Here is a 15519-nt window from a genome sequence, read left to right on the forward strand (position 1 = left end):
CGGCGACGCATGCGGGCGACCCCGTGCGCCGCCTGGGGCCGGAGCCGCGTGCCCGTCTCTCGGCCGCGCTCGCGCTCGCCGCGGGGGTGCGTCTCGCCCTCATCGACCTGACCGATCCGTTCGTGAACGGCCTCTCGGCGGAATCCTCCCGCGCCCTCATGGCTGACCTGCGCCGCTATGCAGCGGAGCACGGCGTCGCGGTGATCGTCGCGACGGGCGAGGCCTCATGCGCCCGCGCAGCCGATGCCGCCTGCGCGTTGGACTTCGACGCCGCCGAGGAGCTCGCCGCGGGCGGCGCGACCGAGCCCGCGGGGCAGGCCGATGGGGCGGCCGGCACGACCGATACCCCGGATGGGATGGTGGCATGATGCGCCTGTGTTCAGATCTTGTGAGTGCCCTGCGCGCGCGTCTGCGCGGAGGCCGCCGTGCCCCGGCGATGCTCATCGCCGCCTTCGCGCTGCCCGCGGTGCTCGCGCTCGTGCTCGTCACGGCGCTTGCCCCCGCGCTCGATGCGCAGGCGCGCATACCCGTCGCCGTCGTGAACCTCGACGAAGGCGTCGCGGGCTCGGGCGGCTCCACGGTGAATTCCGGCGCGGAGCTCGTGGACTCGCTTTCGGATTCCGCCGAGCTCGCATGGGATGCCGTCGATGAGGAGACGGCGCTCGATGGGCTCTCGGACGGGACGTACGCGCTCGTGCTCGAGATCCCCGAGGACTATTCCGAGAAGGTCGCGAGCCTGGATGGCGCCGACCCGTCCCGCGCCCAGCTCGAGATCATCTCGACCGGATCTGAGAACGTGCTCGCCACGCAAGCCGGGTCCGCCGCGCTCAAGCAGGTGCAGACGCGCCTGCGCGCGGATCTGGGCGAATCGTATCTCCTGCGCGTGCTCAACGACGTGAACGGGCAGGCGTCGAGCCTCACGCTCACCGCCGACGGCGCGGTCATGCTCGATGCCGCCTACGATGCCCTCGAGCAGGGGACGGGCGCGATCGCCGAGGGGCTCGAGCAGACGGCCGCTGGCACCGAAGCCCTCGCCTCGGGCGTCGACGCCATCGCGAGCGGCGTGAGCGCCGCCGGCACGGGCGCCGTGGCGGTCTCGGACGCCATGGACGGCGTCGCCGCGACCTACGGGCAGCTCGCGCCCATGGCGAATGGGGTTTCCGCGGGGCTGAACGGCGTATATCAAGGGCTTTCACTGCTGACGGGGGAGGTCTCCGAGTCGCTTGATGAGGCTGTGGCGGCGCTGGGGTCGCTCGGCGAGCTTCAGGGCACGCTGGCCGAGCAGGTTCCGGCGCTTTCGGGCGCCGCTGCCGATATGGTGGCGGGCGAGGAGGTGCTCTCCACGTCCGCGCAAGGGGTGCGCGATGGCGTCGATTCGGCGCGCGCAGGTGTTGAAGCGGTGGGACAGCAGGCATCCAACCTGCAGGAAGCCGTTGCCGGTTCAGACGGCACGGGCGGGCTCGTCGGTGACGTGAGCGAGCTCAACGAGATCGCCGGCAGCTGGCTCGCTGGGGAGAATGAGGAGCAGATCGAGGATAAGATCATCGATCTCGCTGAAGCGCTGCAGACCGAGGAGTCTCAGCGCACCGATGCGCAACAGCAGCTCGTGGATGAGTTCACCGCGGATACGCAGCGATACGAGGCGCTGTCCGAGGGAATCGATGACCAGGCGAGCACGGTGAAGCAGCAGGCGGCCGATGCCACTCAGGCGGCTTCGGATGCGTCGCAGGACCTCGAGCGCGTCGATGCGTCCGTCGGGACGTTCGAGGAGGCGGCGGGCACCATCCAAGATGCGGCGTCTCGCGCGTCCGCATCCGCAGGAGCAGTCGCCAGCTCGCTGCAGGGTACAGCCGGCTCCGTTACGCGCCTGCAGATCGCACTCGGCACTGCGAGCTTGCTTACTGACAAAGGCGTCGCCCTCGAGCCGGGGCAGGATCCGGTGAGCTTGACGAGCCTGGTCGGCCAGCTCGCCCCGACGAGTGCCCTCGGCCAGGGCGTATCCGCCCTCGCGGCGAGCGTGTCAGCGACGCCGCAGGCGTTCTCGGGCTTCTCCTCCGCCGTTGACCAGCTCGGCCAGGGCAACCTCGCCCTCGGCCAGGCGCTCGGCACGGTGGGAACCGGCGTTTCCGGATTGGGTGACGGGCTTTCCGCGCTCGCGAGCGTGCAAAGCCAGCTCGCGAGCGGCGTCGGCCAGCTGCGCGAGGGTCAGCAGACCATCAACGACACGCTCTCCGTCGCGGGCGACGAGCTCGGCGAGCTCGCGAGTTCGCGCGATGAGCGCGCCGAGGTCGCCGCCGCGCCCGTGTCGCTCACCACGACGAGCATCGACCGCGTGGAGGGCGCCGCGTCCCTCGTTCCCGCCGCGCTTGCCGTCGTGTTGTGGCTCGGCGCGCTCGCGGCGTCCTACGTGCTCCCAGGCCCCGACCGCCGTGCCGTCCTCGCGGGGCGCGCCGTGCCGAGCGCGCTCTCGAGCATCGCGCTCACGGCGGCGTTCTGCCTCGTGCAGGGGCTCGTCGCGGCTGTTGTGCTCGTCCTGGTCACGGGCGCGCCCACCGACGCGCCCGCGTTCGCCGCGCTCATCGTCCTCGGGTCGCTCGCGTTCGGCTCGATCGCCTGCGCGCTCAGGCTCCTGTGCGGGCGCTTCACGGCACCGGTCTCCCTCGGCATCCTGGCAATCCAGCTGCTCTCGGCGGGGACGATCCTCCTGCCCGCGGCTTTCACCGGGGGCGTCTTCTCCGCCCTGGGCGCGGTGCTGCCCGTGCCCGTCCTCGCCGAGGCGCTGCGCGGCGCTATCGCGGGCTCGGTGACGGGGCTGGGCGCCGCGTGCGCCGTGCTCGCGATCGCGCTCGCGGTGGGTGTTGCGGTCTCGCTCGCGGCGGTCGCCCGGTGGCGCGCCGTGCGTCCCGAGCGCGCCTTCGCGTAACGACGGGAGAGCTGTGCTTTTCGCCTGATATCCCGTTTCTGTCCGCCCTGCGCGGTACAATCTCCTCGCTACGATCGCCGGGCGCACCGCGCCCGAAGCGCCCCGCGGAATGGTAACGGCCGCCGGGGTCTACAGAAAGGGGCTTTTATGCCGAATGACGTTCGTTCCACCACGCATCCCCGCAGCTACCTCTTCACCTCGGAATCGGTGACGGAGGGGCATCCCGATAAGATCGCCGACCAGATCTCCGACGCCGTGCTCGACGCGATCCTCACCAAGGAGGCGCGCCTCGAGGCGCAAGGGTACGTCGATACCGAAGGCGTTCCCGCCAAGCTCGAGCACGTCCGCTGCGCCGTGGAGACCATGCTCACCACGGGCATGGTCGTCATCTCGGGCGAGATCCGCACCCAAGCTTACGTGGACATCCAGGAGATCGCCCGTGGCGTCATCACACGCATCGGCTACGACCGCGCGAAGTACGGCTTCGACGGTACCACGTGCGGCGTCATCAACATGATTCACGGCCAGAGCCCCGACATCGCCCAGGGCGTCGACGAGAGCTACGATGTCCAGGCGGGGACGACCACGGACCCGCTCGACCTCATCGGCGCGGGCGACCAGGGCATGATGTTCGGTTACGCTACCGACGAGACCGAGGTGCTCATGCCCATGCCGCACTACCTGGCGAGCCGGCTCGCCGAGCGCCTCGCTGCCGTGCGCCATGCGAGCACGCTACCCTACCTGCGCCCGGACGGCAAGACGCAGGTCACCGTGCGCTATGAGGACGACCGCCCGGTCGCGGTCGAGACCATCGTCATCTCCACCCAGCACGCGCCCGAGATCGAGGATATGGGCATCATCAAGGCCGATATGCTCGAGCACGTGATCGCGCCCGTCATGGACGCGGCGGGAATCCCGTGGAAGGACGCGCAGGTCTACGTGAACCCCACCGGCCGCTTCGTGGTGGGCGGCCCCATGGGTGACACCGGCCTCACCGGTCGCAAGATCATCGCCGATACCTACGGCGGCTCCGGACGCCACGGCGGCGGCGCCTTCAGCGGCAAGGATTGCACGAAGGTCGACCGCTCGGGTGCGTACGCCGTGCGCTGGGTGGCGAAGAACGTCGTGGCGGCAGGGCTCGCGAAGCGTTGCGAGGTGCAGCTCGCTTATGCCATCGGCGTCGCGCACCCGCTTTCCATCCTTGTTGAGACCTTCGGTACGGAGCAGGTGCCCATCGAGGTCATCGAGCGCGCGGTGAACGAGGCGTTCGACCTGCGCCCGGGCGCGATCATCCGCGACCTCGACCTGCGCCGCCCCATCTACGAGAAGACGGCCGCCTACGGGCATTTCGGGCGGAACGACCCGGATTTCACCTGGGAGCGCACCGACCGCGTGGACGAGCTCCGCGCTGCGTGCGGGCTGTAGGTGAGGCCGGCGATGGCAGATAACATGGTTTCGGACACGTTGGTATCACGTCGGGCTACGGCGGATGACCTCGATGCCGTCTGCGCGCTGTACGAGGCGGCGTGCCGCGCCATGGCGGGCACGGCGTTCGACATCGAGTGGGTGTGGGGCACCTATCCCACGCGCGACGGGCTCGCCGAGCGCATCGCGGCGGGCGAGCTTCTCATCGCCGAGCGCGCGGGGAGCGTCGTCGGCGCCTGCGTCGTCGATAACGCCGACGACCCTACGTATGCGGTCGCGTCCTGGCGCATCGCCGTCCCGCAGCCGCAGGTGGGCGTCCTTCACCTCTTCGTGGTCGACCCGGAGCATCGCGGGGAGGGCATCGCGCCCGTCCTGCTCGATGCCGCGGATGCCGAGGCGCGCGAGCGCGGGTTCGCGACGCTCCGCCTCGATGTGTTTGACAACAACGAGCCCGCCGTGCGCCTCTACGCGCGGCACGGCTACGAGGATTGCGGCGTGTTCACCCTGTGCTACGAGGACGGCGTGGTGCACGCCGCGCACCTCATGGAGCTCGACCTGCGCGGGTAGGGGGCGCTATGGATCACGTCGATGCGCTGTCTCATGATTTGGGACGTCGTTATGAGCAGAGCATGTTGAAAGCTCTTGACGAGGCAGAATCCGATGTGGCGAATGGCCGCGTACGACCTGTTGACGAGCTGCTTCATGACCTGCGCAACGATCTGAGACTGTTTGAATCGCATGAAGGGCGCTGCTACTCGAGCATGAGCTTTAAAAACGTCGAGATGCAATGAACCTGCTCTAGATCATGCGGGCGAAACGAGCGAGGGGCTGTGCGGTTTGCACGGCCCCTCTTTTATGTAGAACGCATGTTCGCTCTTAACATGAAGAACATGTGTTCGTATTTTGCTATGATTGAATGGACGAACCGGCGTGTGGTATAAATAAAACAGCGCTCCACACAAGGAGGGCTGTCTCTTCGCCGGGGGGTGTCCCTCGGCTTTTTTATTAGAAGAGGGATGCCCTTATGAAGGAGCTTTCGATTTTCATCGATGAGTCGGGCGATGTCGGACCGTGCTCCGATTTCTACTTGGTCGCGTTTGTGTTTCACGATCAGTCGATTGGCATCGCTGCAAGCATTGCCCGATATCGCCAAGCACTTTCAGACGCCGGCCTTGTCGAGCGGACGTTTCACTTTACTCCGGTTATCCGCGGTCACGAGCAATATGGGCAGGTCGATTTGGACACGCGGAAGAGCTATCTGATGCGCTTTCAGATCTTCGTTGAGAAAACACCCTTTCGTTACATGGTTTTGAGATATAGAAAGCGGGAGTTTTCCAGTGAGTACATGCTTGCGGAGCGCATCGAACGAGAGCTCACGTCGTTCATCAGGGATCGCATCGAGTTCTTTCTGGGATATGACCGTATCAAGATTTACTATGACAACGGGCAGCAAACCGTGAAACATGCCGTTCATCAGGCGATTCATACATGTTTGGCGAGCAACGCCGCCATCTACCGCAACGCCGTGCCGAAGGACTACTACATGGCGCAGGTGGCGGACTATGTTTGCGGCATCGAGCTCGCTGCGCTGCGCTACGAGCGGCATGCGGACGGAGCGACCGACCGCCGGTTCTTCGGGGATAGGCGCAGCTTCACGAAGAACTACCTCAAGAAGATCCGCAGGAAGCTGCTCTAACATCCGGGTCTGGTGGACTCGGTGGATCGCAGCGTGCCTGTGGGCATATTGCACGGCCTCGGTAACGTCCGGGCGGCGCGGTATCATTACCCTGCTATGAACGAGCATGCGAGCGAGAGGAGGGGAGCGATGAGGCAAGCGAGCCTGTTCGACGATCTGCCGTGGGACGATACGTCGCGCAAGGCGCCCGCGGAGTGCAGCGAGCCCGATGCGGCCGCCCCTGCGCTCGGCGCAGCAGACGCGCCCGCGTGCTTCGCCTCCGTCCTCGTCGACATCCCTACGCGCTCGCTCGCAGAGCCGTTCGCCTACGCCGTCCCCGCCGCGCTCGCAGAGCGCGCGCAGGTGGGCTGCGCCGTCCTCGTGCGGTTCGGCAACCGCCCCGCGCTCGGGTACATCCTCGCGTTCGCCCCCGCGCTCAGCGAGCTGCCCGGTGCCGCCGGTCTCGACCCCGCGCGTGTGAAGCCCCTGCGCGACGTCCTCACCGAGCCGCTTTTCAGCCCCGTGTCCGCGCAGGTCGCGCTCTGGATGGCGCGCGAGTACGTGGCGGCGCCCGCCGAGTGCCTGCGCCTCTTCCTGCCGCCCGGCGGCAGCCCGCGCCTGCGCCGGCACGATGACGGATCCTACGAGCTCGAGCGCCCCGCGGCGCACGCGGTCACCGCGCGCTGGGTCTCGCTCACGCCCGAGGGCGCCTCGTACGAGCCTCCCGCCCGCGCCACGCGCCAACGCCAGCTCATGCAGGCGCTCAGCGCGGGGCCAGTCACCACGCGCGAGCTCAACGCCCTCTACACCGATATGTCGCCCGCCATCCGCGCGCTCGAGAAGCGCGGCGTCGTGCAGGTCGAGGAGCGGCGCGCCTGGCGGGGCATCGCGGGGGATGAACCCCGGCTCTCGTCGGCGCGCGCCGCCGTCCCCGAGCGCCTCACCGACGGCCAGCGGTCCGCCCTCGCCGCCATCGAGTGCGCCCGCGCGGCGCGGGAGGGCGCCGTCGTGCTCATCGACGGCGTCACCGGCTCCGGCAAGACGGAGGTCTACCTCTCCGCCATCGAGCGCGTGCTCGCCTCCGGCCGCTCCGCATGCGTCCTCGTGCCTGAGATCTCGCTCACCGCGCAGACGGTCGGCCGCTTCCGCTCGCGCTTCGGCGACGCCGTGGCTGTGTTCCACTCCCGCCTCTCCGCGGGCGAGCGCCTCGACCAGTGGGACATGGTGCGCGCAGGGGCTGCCCGCGTGGTGGTGGGCGCGCGCTCGGCGCTCTTCTGCCCGTATCGCGACCTCGGCATCATCATCATCGACGAGGAGCACGAGCAGAGCTACAAGCAGGGTTCCACCCCGCGCTACCATGCCCGCGAGGTCGCCGCGGAGATGGCGCGGCGCCACGGCTGCCCGCTCGTGCTGGGCTCCGCCACGCCGTCCGCCGAGGCGCTCGCCCGCTGCCGGCGCGGGTCGTTCCGAGATATGCCCTGGGAGCGCGTCGAGATGCGCGAGCGCCCCGGCGGCGCCGTGCTGCCGAGAATCGTCGTCGCGGATCTGCGGCGCGAGTTCGCGCGCGGGAGCCGCTCGATGTTCTCCAAGCCGCTCTACGATGCGCTCATGGGCGTGGTTGAGCGCCGCGAGAAGGCCGTGCTGCTCCACAACCGCCGCGGCTTCGCGCCCTTCCTCATGTGCCGCGAGTGCGGCTGCGTCCCCACGTGCGAGCATTGCTCCACGGCGCTCACGTACCACGAGCGCACGCACACGCTCGAATGCCATACCTGCGGAACGGTCTACCGCGTGCAGGCCTACCCCTCGCCCGCGTCGCGCTGCCCGCAATGTGGCAGCCCGTACCTTGCGAAGATGGGCGTGGGCACCCAGCAGGTCGAGGATGCCCTCATCGACCTCTTGCCGAAGGACGTCGCGGTGATCCGCATGGACGCGGACTCGACGCGCGGCAAGGACGGGCACGCGCGGCTCCTCGAGCAGTTCGACGCCGCGGAGTGCGCCGTGCTGCTCGGCACGCAGATGATCGCCAAAGGGCTCGACTTCCCCGAGGTCACGCTCGTGGGCGTCGTGAACGCCGATTACGCCCTCAAGATGCCCGACTTCCGTGCCGGCGAGCGCGCCTACGACCTGCTTGAGCAGGTCGCGGGCAGGGCGGGCCGCGGGGAGCGGCCGGGACAGGTCATCATCCAGACGTACCTGCCGGGCGACCCCGTCATCCGCGCCGTCGCCGCCCACGACCGCTCGATTTTCACCGACCACGACCGCCGGGTGCGCTCGGATGCCCTCTACCCGCCGTACGTGCGGCTCGCGCATGTGGTGGTGAGCGGCAAGGAGCGCGCGGAGGTGGAGCGGCATGCGCGCGCGATCGCGGCGGCGCTCGAGGGCGCTTTCGCGCGTGAAGCGGACGGGATGGCGCCCGAACCCGCGGTGGCGCAGCTCGCGGTGCTCACCCGTCCGGTCGTGCTCGGCCCTGCGCCCTGCGTCATCGAGCGCGCCAAGGACCGCTACCGCTTCCACCTGCTCGTCAAATGCCCCACGGCCTACCCCATATCGGATGCCATCGCCGCTGCGCTCGCCGAGGTAGGGGAGCGGCGGGGCTTGAGCATCGTCGTGGACATCGACCCGTACGACCTCATGTAACCGATCGCCCCGTCGCGGCGCCCGCGCGGCGTCCGGGGTGATTGTACCGATTCCGCCCAGGGGGTCTCGGACAGGCCCGGAGCGGATACAATAGGAGCGTTCAGCAGAACTATTCCGCGGAAGGATAGGTATATGGAGATCAACGGCATCGTGGTGTCGCCCGACCCCCGCTTGCGCCAGGAGTGCGCGCCCGTTCAGGCGATCACGCCCGAGGTCATCGCGCTCGCCGAGCGCATGAAGGAGGAGATGTTCGAGAACGGCGGTTGCGGCCTCGCCGCCCCGCAGGTGGGCGAGCTCATCCAGCTCGTCATCATCGACACCGAATACGATTCGCGTGCGACCTACGACCCCATCGTGCTCGTGAACCCGGTTATCGTCGAGCAGTCGGATACGCTCGTGCCGTTTTCCGAGGGCTGCCTCTCCATCCCGGGCATCAGCTGCGAGATCGAGCGGCCCGACCGGGTGGTCGTGGAGGCGTACGACCTCGACGCGAACCTCATGCGCTACGAGGCCGAGGGCGACCTGTTCTGCGTGTGCCTGCAGCACGAGATCGACCACCTGCACGGCATCACGATGTTCGAGCGGCTCGCGCCGGCGCAGCGGATGTGCGCCATGCATGATTACCAGGAGGCGCGCTCGCGCGGCGCGCAGCCGGGCGATACGAATTAGGAGGCAGCATGCGGGTCGTGTTCATGGGCACGCCGGAGTTCGCCGTGCCGTCGCTCCAGGCGCTCGCCGCCGCATATGACGTGGCGCTCGTTGTGACGCGCCCCGACGCCGTGCGCTCGCGCGGCAAGAAGCTCGAGCCCTCTCCGGTGAAGGCCGCGGCGCTCGAGCTGGGGCTCCCCGTGCTCGAGACGGCGCGAATGACGCCCGAGGCGCTCGACACGCTGCGCGGCGCCCAGGCGGACGTCTTCTGCGTGGCCGCCTACGGCTGCATCCTGCCCGACGAGGTGCTCACCATGGCGCCCGCCGGTTGCGTGAACGTGCACGCCTCGCTTCTGCCGCGTTGGCGCGGCGCGGCGCCCATCCAGCGCTGCATCCTCGCGGGAGACGCGGAGACGGGCGTCTCGATCATGCGGATCGGCCACGGGGTCGACACGGGCGACTACTGCGCCCAGGCATCCTGCGCCATCGGGGAGAAGACCGCCGACGAGCTCACGCGCGAGCTCGGCGAGCTGGGTGGCGCGCTGCTCGCCCGCGTCCTGCCCTCCGTGGTGGATGGCACCGCCGTGTGGACGGTCCAGGATGAGTCGCTCGTTACGCATGCGGCGAAGGTGTCGAAGGCGGAGATGCTGCTCGATCCCGCGGCGACCGCTCATGAGAACGCCCTGCGCGTGCAAGCTGCATCCGACGCCGCGCCCGCCCGCTGCGCCGTCGCCGGAAAGCCCGCGCGCGTGCTGGCCACCCGGGTCGCCTCCGATGCCGCGCGCGTGGCGCCTTCCGCCTTCGAGATTCATGGCAAGCGCATCTTCCTCGGGTGCGCGGACGGCGCGCTCGAGCTCCTCGAGGTCAAGCCCGATGGCAAGCGCGCCATGGACGCCTCCGCGTGGGCGGCCGGCCTGCGCGAGCGCACGGGCGCGTGGGAGCGGCTCGCATGATGCCGTCCGCGCCCATGACCGAGCTCTCGCCTGCGCGGCGCGCGGCGCTCGACCTGCTCATCGAACTCGAGGAGAGCGGCGCGTACGCCCGCGATGCGCTCGATGCGTCCCCTGCCGTGCGCGCGCTCGACCGACGGGACGCCGGTCTCGCCACGCGGCTCGTGCTCGGCGTGGTGGCGACGTATGGCTGCCTGGACGAGCTCATCGACACCTACTGCGACAAGCCCGGACGCATGAACGCGCGCATCCGGAACGCCCTGCGCATCTCCGCGTTCGAGCTGCTCTATCTGGGGACGGAGCCGCGCGTGGTGGTGAGCCAGGGCGTGGAGCTCGTGCGCACGCGGGCGAAAAGCGCTGCGGGCTTCGCGAACGCCGTGCTGCGCCGCGCCTGCGAGGATCGCGCGCGCTACCTGGACGCTCGGGATATCCGGGAGTCGGACGGCCGCGCCACGGCTGCACTCTCCCGACAGGGCGGCCTGCCGGAGTGGCTCGTCGCCGAGTTCGAGGCGTCGCTGGGGGCTGCGCGCACGCGGGCGCTCGTGGAAGCGGGGCTCGAGCCCGCGCTCGTGGCCGCCTGTGTGAATCCGCTCGATGCTACCGCGGAGGAAGCGGTCGCGGCCTGCCGCGCATCCGGCGATGCGGCCGCGTGCCCGGCGTTTCCCGGTTGCGTCGCTCCGCTCGATGCTGCGCAGCTCGTCGCGAGCGGCGTGCTGCGACGTGACGGAGCGGTCGTATGCGACCTGAACGCGCAGGTCGTCGCCTGTGCAGCCATCGTGCCGGGCGCTACGCTCGAGGTGGGTGCGGGCCGCGGGACGAAGACCTTCGTCATGGCCGCCACAGCATCGCGCTGCGGCATCGAGCGCACAGCCGTCGCGCTCGAGGTATCGAAGAAGCGCTCGCGCCTGAACCGCCGCCGCATGGAGCGTGCGGGGCTCGCGGAGGGCATCCGGTTCGTGACGGGCGATGGCTGCGACCTCGACGGTGCGCTTGCCGCCCTCGACTCGGAGGCGGGGGAATGCTTGCGCTTCGACTGCGTGCTCGTGGACGCGCCGTGCTCAGGAACGGGGACGATGCGCCGGCACCCCGAGATTCCCTGGCGGCTCGACCCGATCGACATCGACGAGGACCTTCCGCGCCTGCAGCTCGAGCTCCTGAGCCAAGCTGCGCGGCGCGTGCGCGCGGGCGGGCAGCTCATCTACGCCACCTGCTCCGTGCTCCACCAGGAGAACGCGGATGTCGTGGACGCGTTCCTTAACAGCCCAGCGGGGCGGGATTTCTTGCTCGAGCCGGTCTCGGGCGCCCCGGTGTTCCGGCGCGGGGAGTTCGCAGAGCTCGCGGCCTATGTGCGCGGCAACGAGACCGCGCGCGGCCTCTTCCAGACGGTGCCCACGGAGGACGCGTTCGACGGTCACTTCTGCGCCCGCCTCGTGCGCATGCGCTAGCGAGACAAAAACGCTCCCGATGCAACGGTGGCGGGCATCGTTGCATCGGGAGCGTTCGCGGATTACGCAAACAAAGGGAGGGGTTACTCCTTGTGCGGGCAGTTCTCGCAGGTGTGGCCGGAATCGCCGCTCGCGCCCTCGCTCGAGCCTTCGCCCGATCCGGAGGTCGCCTTCGTCGAGGAGCCGCCGCCGCGCTGATCGGTGTTGTAGAAGCCGCTCCCAGCGAACTTGATGCCGCTCGCGGTGAAGACCTTCTCCGCCGGCGCACCGCACGAGGGGCACGTCACCTCGGGATGCTCCATCATGCCGTGCTCGACCTCGAAGACGCTGCCACAGGACGTGCAGCGGTAATCATAACGTGCCATGTCTCACTCCTTGTGAATCGCTTTTTCCACAGGCTACTGTACCCGAAGGCGTCGGTGATGTGACGAAGTGCGTCAATTCACCACGCCTGCGCGCCCCGTCTCGCGCATAAGCGCGGCGAAGAGCGCCTCGGCGGCGACGATGTCCTCCTCGCGAGCCTGCCAGCTCCAGTTGTGCTCGATGGTGCCGGGCGTGTTCATGCGGGCGTCCTCGCCTAAGCCGAGCACGTCCTGCAGGGGCATCATGACCACGCCGGCATCGCTCGCGAGCGCGTCGCGCACGAGCTTCGCGGCGAGCTCGGTCGCCGCGGCCTCGTCACCGTCGGTGAACGAGCGCGCGCAGAAGCCGACGAGCGTCTCGGTGTCGTGCGTCGAGGTGTAGAAGACCTTGCCCGGCGTGGGATGCAGCCCTTCGCGCACGTCGTAGTCGCTAAACTCGAGCACGTCCATGCCGGGGAAGCCGCAGGTCGCCATCAGGGAGCGCACGCCGGGGGTGAGCACGCCCAGGTCCTCGGCGATGAAGGGCAGGTGCCCCATGTCCTCTTGCGCTGCGCGGAAGAGCTCGATGCCCGGTCCTGCGAGCCAGCGGCCATCCGAGCCGGGGTGTCCGGCGGGGATGCTGAAGTAGTTGTGGAAACCGATGAAGTGGTCGAGGCGCACGTAGTCGTAGAGGCTGCACGCGCGTGCGAGCCGCGCGCGCCACCACGAGAAACCATCGGCGCGCATGCGATCCCAGCGGTAGGTGGGGTTGCCCCAAACCTGGCCGTCGGGCGCGAAACCATCCGCCGGGGCGCCCGCGACCTCGACGGGACGCCCGTTCCCATCGAGGTTGAAGAGCTCGGGGTGCGACCAGACGTCGGCGGAATCGTCCGAGACGTACATGGGCACGTCGCCGATGATCGCGATGCCGTGCTCGTGCGCATAGGCGGCCGTTTCGCGCCAGGCGGCATCGAAGCGGTACTGGAGGTATGTCTGCACGCGGGCCTCGCGGGCGAAGCGCGCGTCCTCGAGAAGCGCTGGGTCATAGGCAGCGAAGGCGGCGGGCCACTGGGCTCGCGCCGCATCGCTCATGTACGACTTCACGGCCATGAAGGCGCAGTACGGGTCGAGCCACGCCGCGTTCGCCGCGCGGAAGGCCTGGAAGCCCTCCTCGTCCGCGCCGCCTGCGGCCTCCCACGCCGCGCATTCGGCGCGCAGCTCCTCCTCGGACGCATCGAGGAGCGCGATGTTCCCCGCGAAGGCGGAAGGGCCGGAGTACGGCGAGCCGAACGCGTCCACGGGGTTCACGGGCAGGATCTGCCAGTAGCGCATGCCCAAGGCGGCGAGGTGGTCGATGAAGCGCTTCGCGGGCGCGCCGAGCGTGCCCGGGGTCCCGTCCTCGGTGGGGACGGAGGTGATGTGGCAGACGACGCCCGCGCCCGGCTCGAGGGCGAGCTGGAGGCGCTCCGGCTCGTGGAAGTAGACCACGGCCGAGCCGAACGGCCAGAGGAACACCTCGGCGGTGCCGTCCTCGGCCACCTCGATCTGCGTGCCCGAGACCACATCCACCGCGCAGGGGCCGAGCGCGGGGATGCGCACCGTGCGGCAATCGGAACGGCTGCGGTTCACGAGCACGGTCGCGGCCTGGCCGTCGGCGCCGGTGCGGGTATAGGCGAGGATATCGCCCTCGCCGCCCTCGGGCGCCCAGGCGCGGATGCTCCCATCCACCATGAACGGCAGCGCCCGGCGGATGGCCGCGGCGTTCCGGATGATGTCCTGCATGTCGCGGTCGTGGATGTCCTCCTCGAGCGGCATCGTGCGGCGGTTGCCGGGGTCAGAGAGCCCCTCCAGGCAGAACTCGTCGCCGTAGTAGATGGACGGCACACCGGGGAACGTCATCTGCATGAGCGTCGCGAGCCAGAAGCGGCTCTTCGCGAGCCCCATGGCCTCGGGGGAGAGGCGCCAGCGGCCGCGCTCCTCCTCGGGGAGCTGCGATTCATCCGGGCCGCCGCCGAGCACCGAGGCGATGCGCGGGCGGTCGTGGCTGCCGAGCAGGTTGAGGCTGCACCGGAGCGCCTCGGGCGGATAGTTCTCGGCGAGGCCCTCGATGCGGTCGGCCGCCTCCTCGGCGGGAATCGCATCGAGCAGGAAGTCGAGCACCATGGAGCGGAACGGGTAGTTCATGGCGGCGTCGAGCTCATAGCCTAAAAGGTAGTGGCGCGGCATGCCATAGCTGATCTTGTTCGAGGCGTCCTCCCACACCTCACCGATGAGCACGCCGTCGGGCTTCTCGTCGAGCAGCACCTCGCGGATATCGGTGATCATCTGCTCGGTGAGCTCGTCGGCCACATCGAGGCGCCAGCCGCGCGCGCCGGCGCGCGTCCAGTGGCGGATGACCCCCTGCTCGCCCACGATGAGCTTGCGCACGGTGGGGGACTTGAGGTTGAGGTCGGGCATGTTGCCGATGCCCCACCAGCAGGCGTAGCTCCCGTCCGCGTTGAAGCGGTAGGCGTCGCGCCAGGGGGAATCCTCGCCCGCCCAGGCGCCCGGCTCGGGATAGGTGCCGTAGCGGTTGAAGTAGACCGAGTCGTCGCCCGTGTGGTTGAAGACGCCGTCGAGGATGATGGAGATCCCGCGCGCCGCGGCCTCGCGGCAGAGCTCGCGGAAGTCGTCCTCGTCCCCGAGCATGGGGTCGATCTTCAGGTAGTCGGCCGTGTCGTAGCGGTGGTTGCTCGCCGCCTCGAAAATGGGGTTGAGGTAGAGGACGGTGATGCCCATGTCGGCGAGGCGGTCGAGGTCGCCCGTGATGCCCTTGAGCGAGCCACCGTACATGTCCCAGCTCGCGATGGAGCCGTCCGGGTTGCGGTCGTAGATGGGCGGCTTGTTCCAGTCCTCGACGATGCGCCGGGGCACGCCCTTGGTGGGGTGCTCGGCGAGTGCGCGCTCGCAGCGCTCGCGCCACGCGGGGTCGCGGCGGTAGCGGTCGGGGAAGATCTGATATACCATACCCTGCTCGTACCAGGTGGGGCGAACCTTGCGAGGCTTGAAGACGGTGATCTGGAACGACGGGCACTCGGCATGGGTGTACGTCTGGCCCATACCGCCCGTCTTGCCCTCGGGCGCGCCGAGGTAGAGGCGGCGCGTGCTGTCGGGGGATTCGATGGTGATGTTGAAGCGGTACCACATGAGCGCGGGCTCGGGGCAGCGGAGCGTCGTGGCGTAGCGCCCGTCCTCCTGGCGCTCGAGCCGCTGGATGGTCTCGCCGCGCCCGTCGACCCAGACGCGCAGGTCGATGGTGAGCAGGTGCTCCGGGACGTCTTCCGCGCGCACGCTCAGCTCGACCGCGCTTCCCGCCTCGACGGCTCCGAAAGGCGTGCGGTACGCATGGTCGCGGCTGTTATGGATGAAGTTCATGATGTACTGGCCTATCACGTTGCTGAACTTGTGAAACTTTAACAGTATACAGCAGACGCAT

Annotated in this window: 12 protein-coding genes; 10 read left to right on the forward strand and 2 right to left on the reverse strand. The window is 69.1% G+C overall.

Translation table 11 applies throughout. The annotated features are described in order from the left end of the window. The 10 genes from BN423_RS10565 to BN423_RS01040 form a co-directional block, all read left to right on the forward strand. Nucleotides 1–368: hypothetical protein (locus BN423_RS10565; protein ID WP_020424315.1), on the forward strand; the 368-nt coding region annotated here is incomplete at its 5' end. Next, nucleotides 365–2923 (forward strand): YhgE/Pip family protein, encoded by a 2559-nt coding sequence (locus BN423_RS01000; RefSeq protein ID WP_232385457.1) that lies wholly within the window; start codon nucleotides 365–367, stop codon nucleotides 2921–2923. The genes BN423_RS10565 and BN423_RS01000, both read left to right, overlap by 4 nt. 147 nt (nucleotides 2924–3070) lie before the next feature. Beyond that, nucleotides 3071–4348, forward strand: coding sequence for a methionine adenosyltransferase (gene metK, locus BN423_RS01005; protein WP_019238417.1), 1278 nt, complete (start codon nucleotides 3071–3073; stop codon nucleotides 4346–4348). A 12-nt stretch (nucleotides 4349–4360) separates the two neighbouring features. After that, nucleotides 4361–4915 carry a GNAT family N-acetyltransferase gene (locus tag BN423_RS01010; RefSeq protein ID WP_019238418.1) on the forward strand — a complete coding sequence of 185 codons (555 nt, stop codon included), beginning with the start codon at nucleotides 4361–4363 and terminating at the stop codon, nucleotides 4913–4915. Between the two features lie 8 nt (nucleotides 4916–4923). Continuing rightward, complete coding sequence (locus BN423_RS01015) at nucleotides 4924–5139, forward strand: hypothetical protein (protein ID WP_019238419.1); 216 nt, start codon at nucleotides 4924–4926, stop codon at nucleotides 5137–5139. A gap of 233 nt (nucleotides 5140–5372) precedes the next feature. Continuing rightward, nucleotides 5373–6044, forward strand: coding sequence for a DUF3800 domain-containing protein (locus BN423_RS01020; RefSeq protein ID WP_019238420.1), 672 nt, complete (start codon nucleotides 5373–5375; stop codon nucleotides 6042–6044). A 129-nt stretch (nucleotides 6045–6173) separates the two neighbouring features. Beyond that, the gene (gene priA, locus BN423_RS01025) at nucleotides 6174–8660 is read left to right on the forward strand and encodes a replication restart helicase PriA (RefSeq protein ID WP_019238421.1); all 2487 of its coding nucleotides are present in this window, start codon (nucleotides 6174–6176) and stop codon (nucleotides 8658–8660) included. A 132-nt stretch (nucleotides 8661–8792) separates the two neighbouring features. Beyond that, complete coding sequence (gene def, locus BN423_RS01030; RefSeq protein WP_019238422.1) at nucleotides 8793–9329, forward strand: peptide deformylase; 537 nt, start codon at nucleotides 8793–8795, stop codon at nucleotides 9327–9329. A gap of 8 nt (nucleotides 9330–9337) precedes the next feature. Further along, nucleotides 9338–10261 carry a methionyl-tRNA formyltransferase gene (gene fmt, locus BN423_RS01035; RefSeq protein ID WP_019238423.1) on the forward strand — a complete coding sequence of 308 codons (924 nt, stop codon included), beginning with the start codon at nucleotides 9338–9340 and terminating at the stop codon, nucleotides 10259–10261. Beyond that, on the forward strand, nucleotides 10258–11703 hold the full coding sequence (locus BN423_RS01040; protein WP_019238424.1) for an RsmB/NOP family class I SAM-dependent RNA methyltransferase: 1446 nt from the start codon (nucleotides 10258–10260) through the stop codon (nucleotides 11701–11703). The genes fmt and BN423_RS01040 overlap by 4 nt, the downstream gene beginning before the upstream one ends. Before the next feature lie 83 nt (nucleotides 11704–11786). On the opposite strand, the gene BN423_RS01045 is transcribed toward BN423_RS01040, so the two are convergent. Continuing rightward, entirely contained in the window at nucleotides 11787–12068 is a 282-nt protein-coding gene (locus BN423_RS01045) for an FmdB family zinc ribbon protein (RefSeq protein WP_019238425.1), read from the reverse strand. Between the two features lie 72 nt (nucleotides 12069–12140). Beyond that, on the reverse strand, nucleotides 12141–15458 hold the full coding sequence (locus tag BN423_RS01050; protein ID WP_019238426.1) for a 4-alpha-glucanotransferase: 3318 nt from the start codon (nucleotides 15456–15458) through the stop codon (nucleotides 12141–12143). Nucleotides 15459–15519: the final 61 nt, after the last annotated feature.

Origin of the sequence: Enorma timonensis, assembly GCF_000321165.1 — a bacterium.
Taxonomy (GTDB): domain Bacteria; phylum Actinomycetota; class Coriobacteriia; order Coriobacteriales; family Coriobacteriaceae; genus Enorma.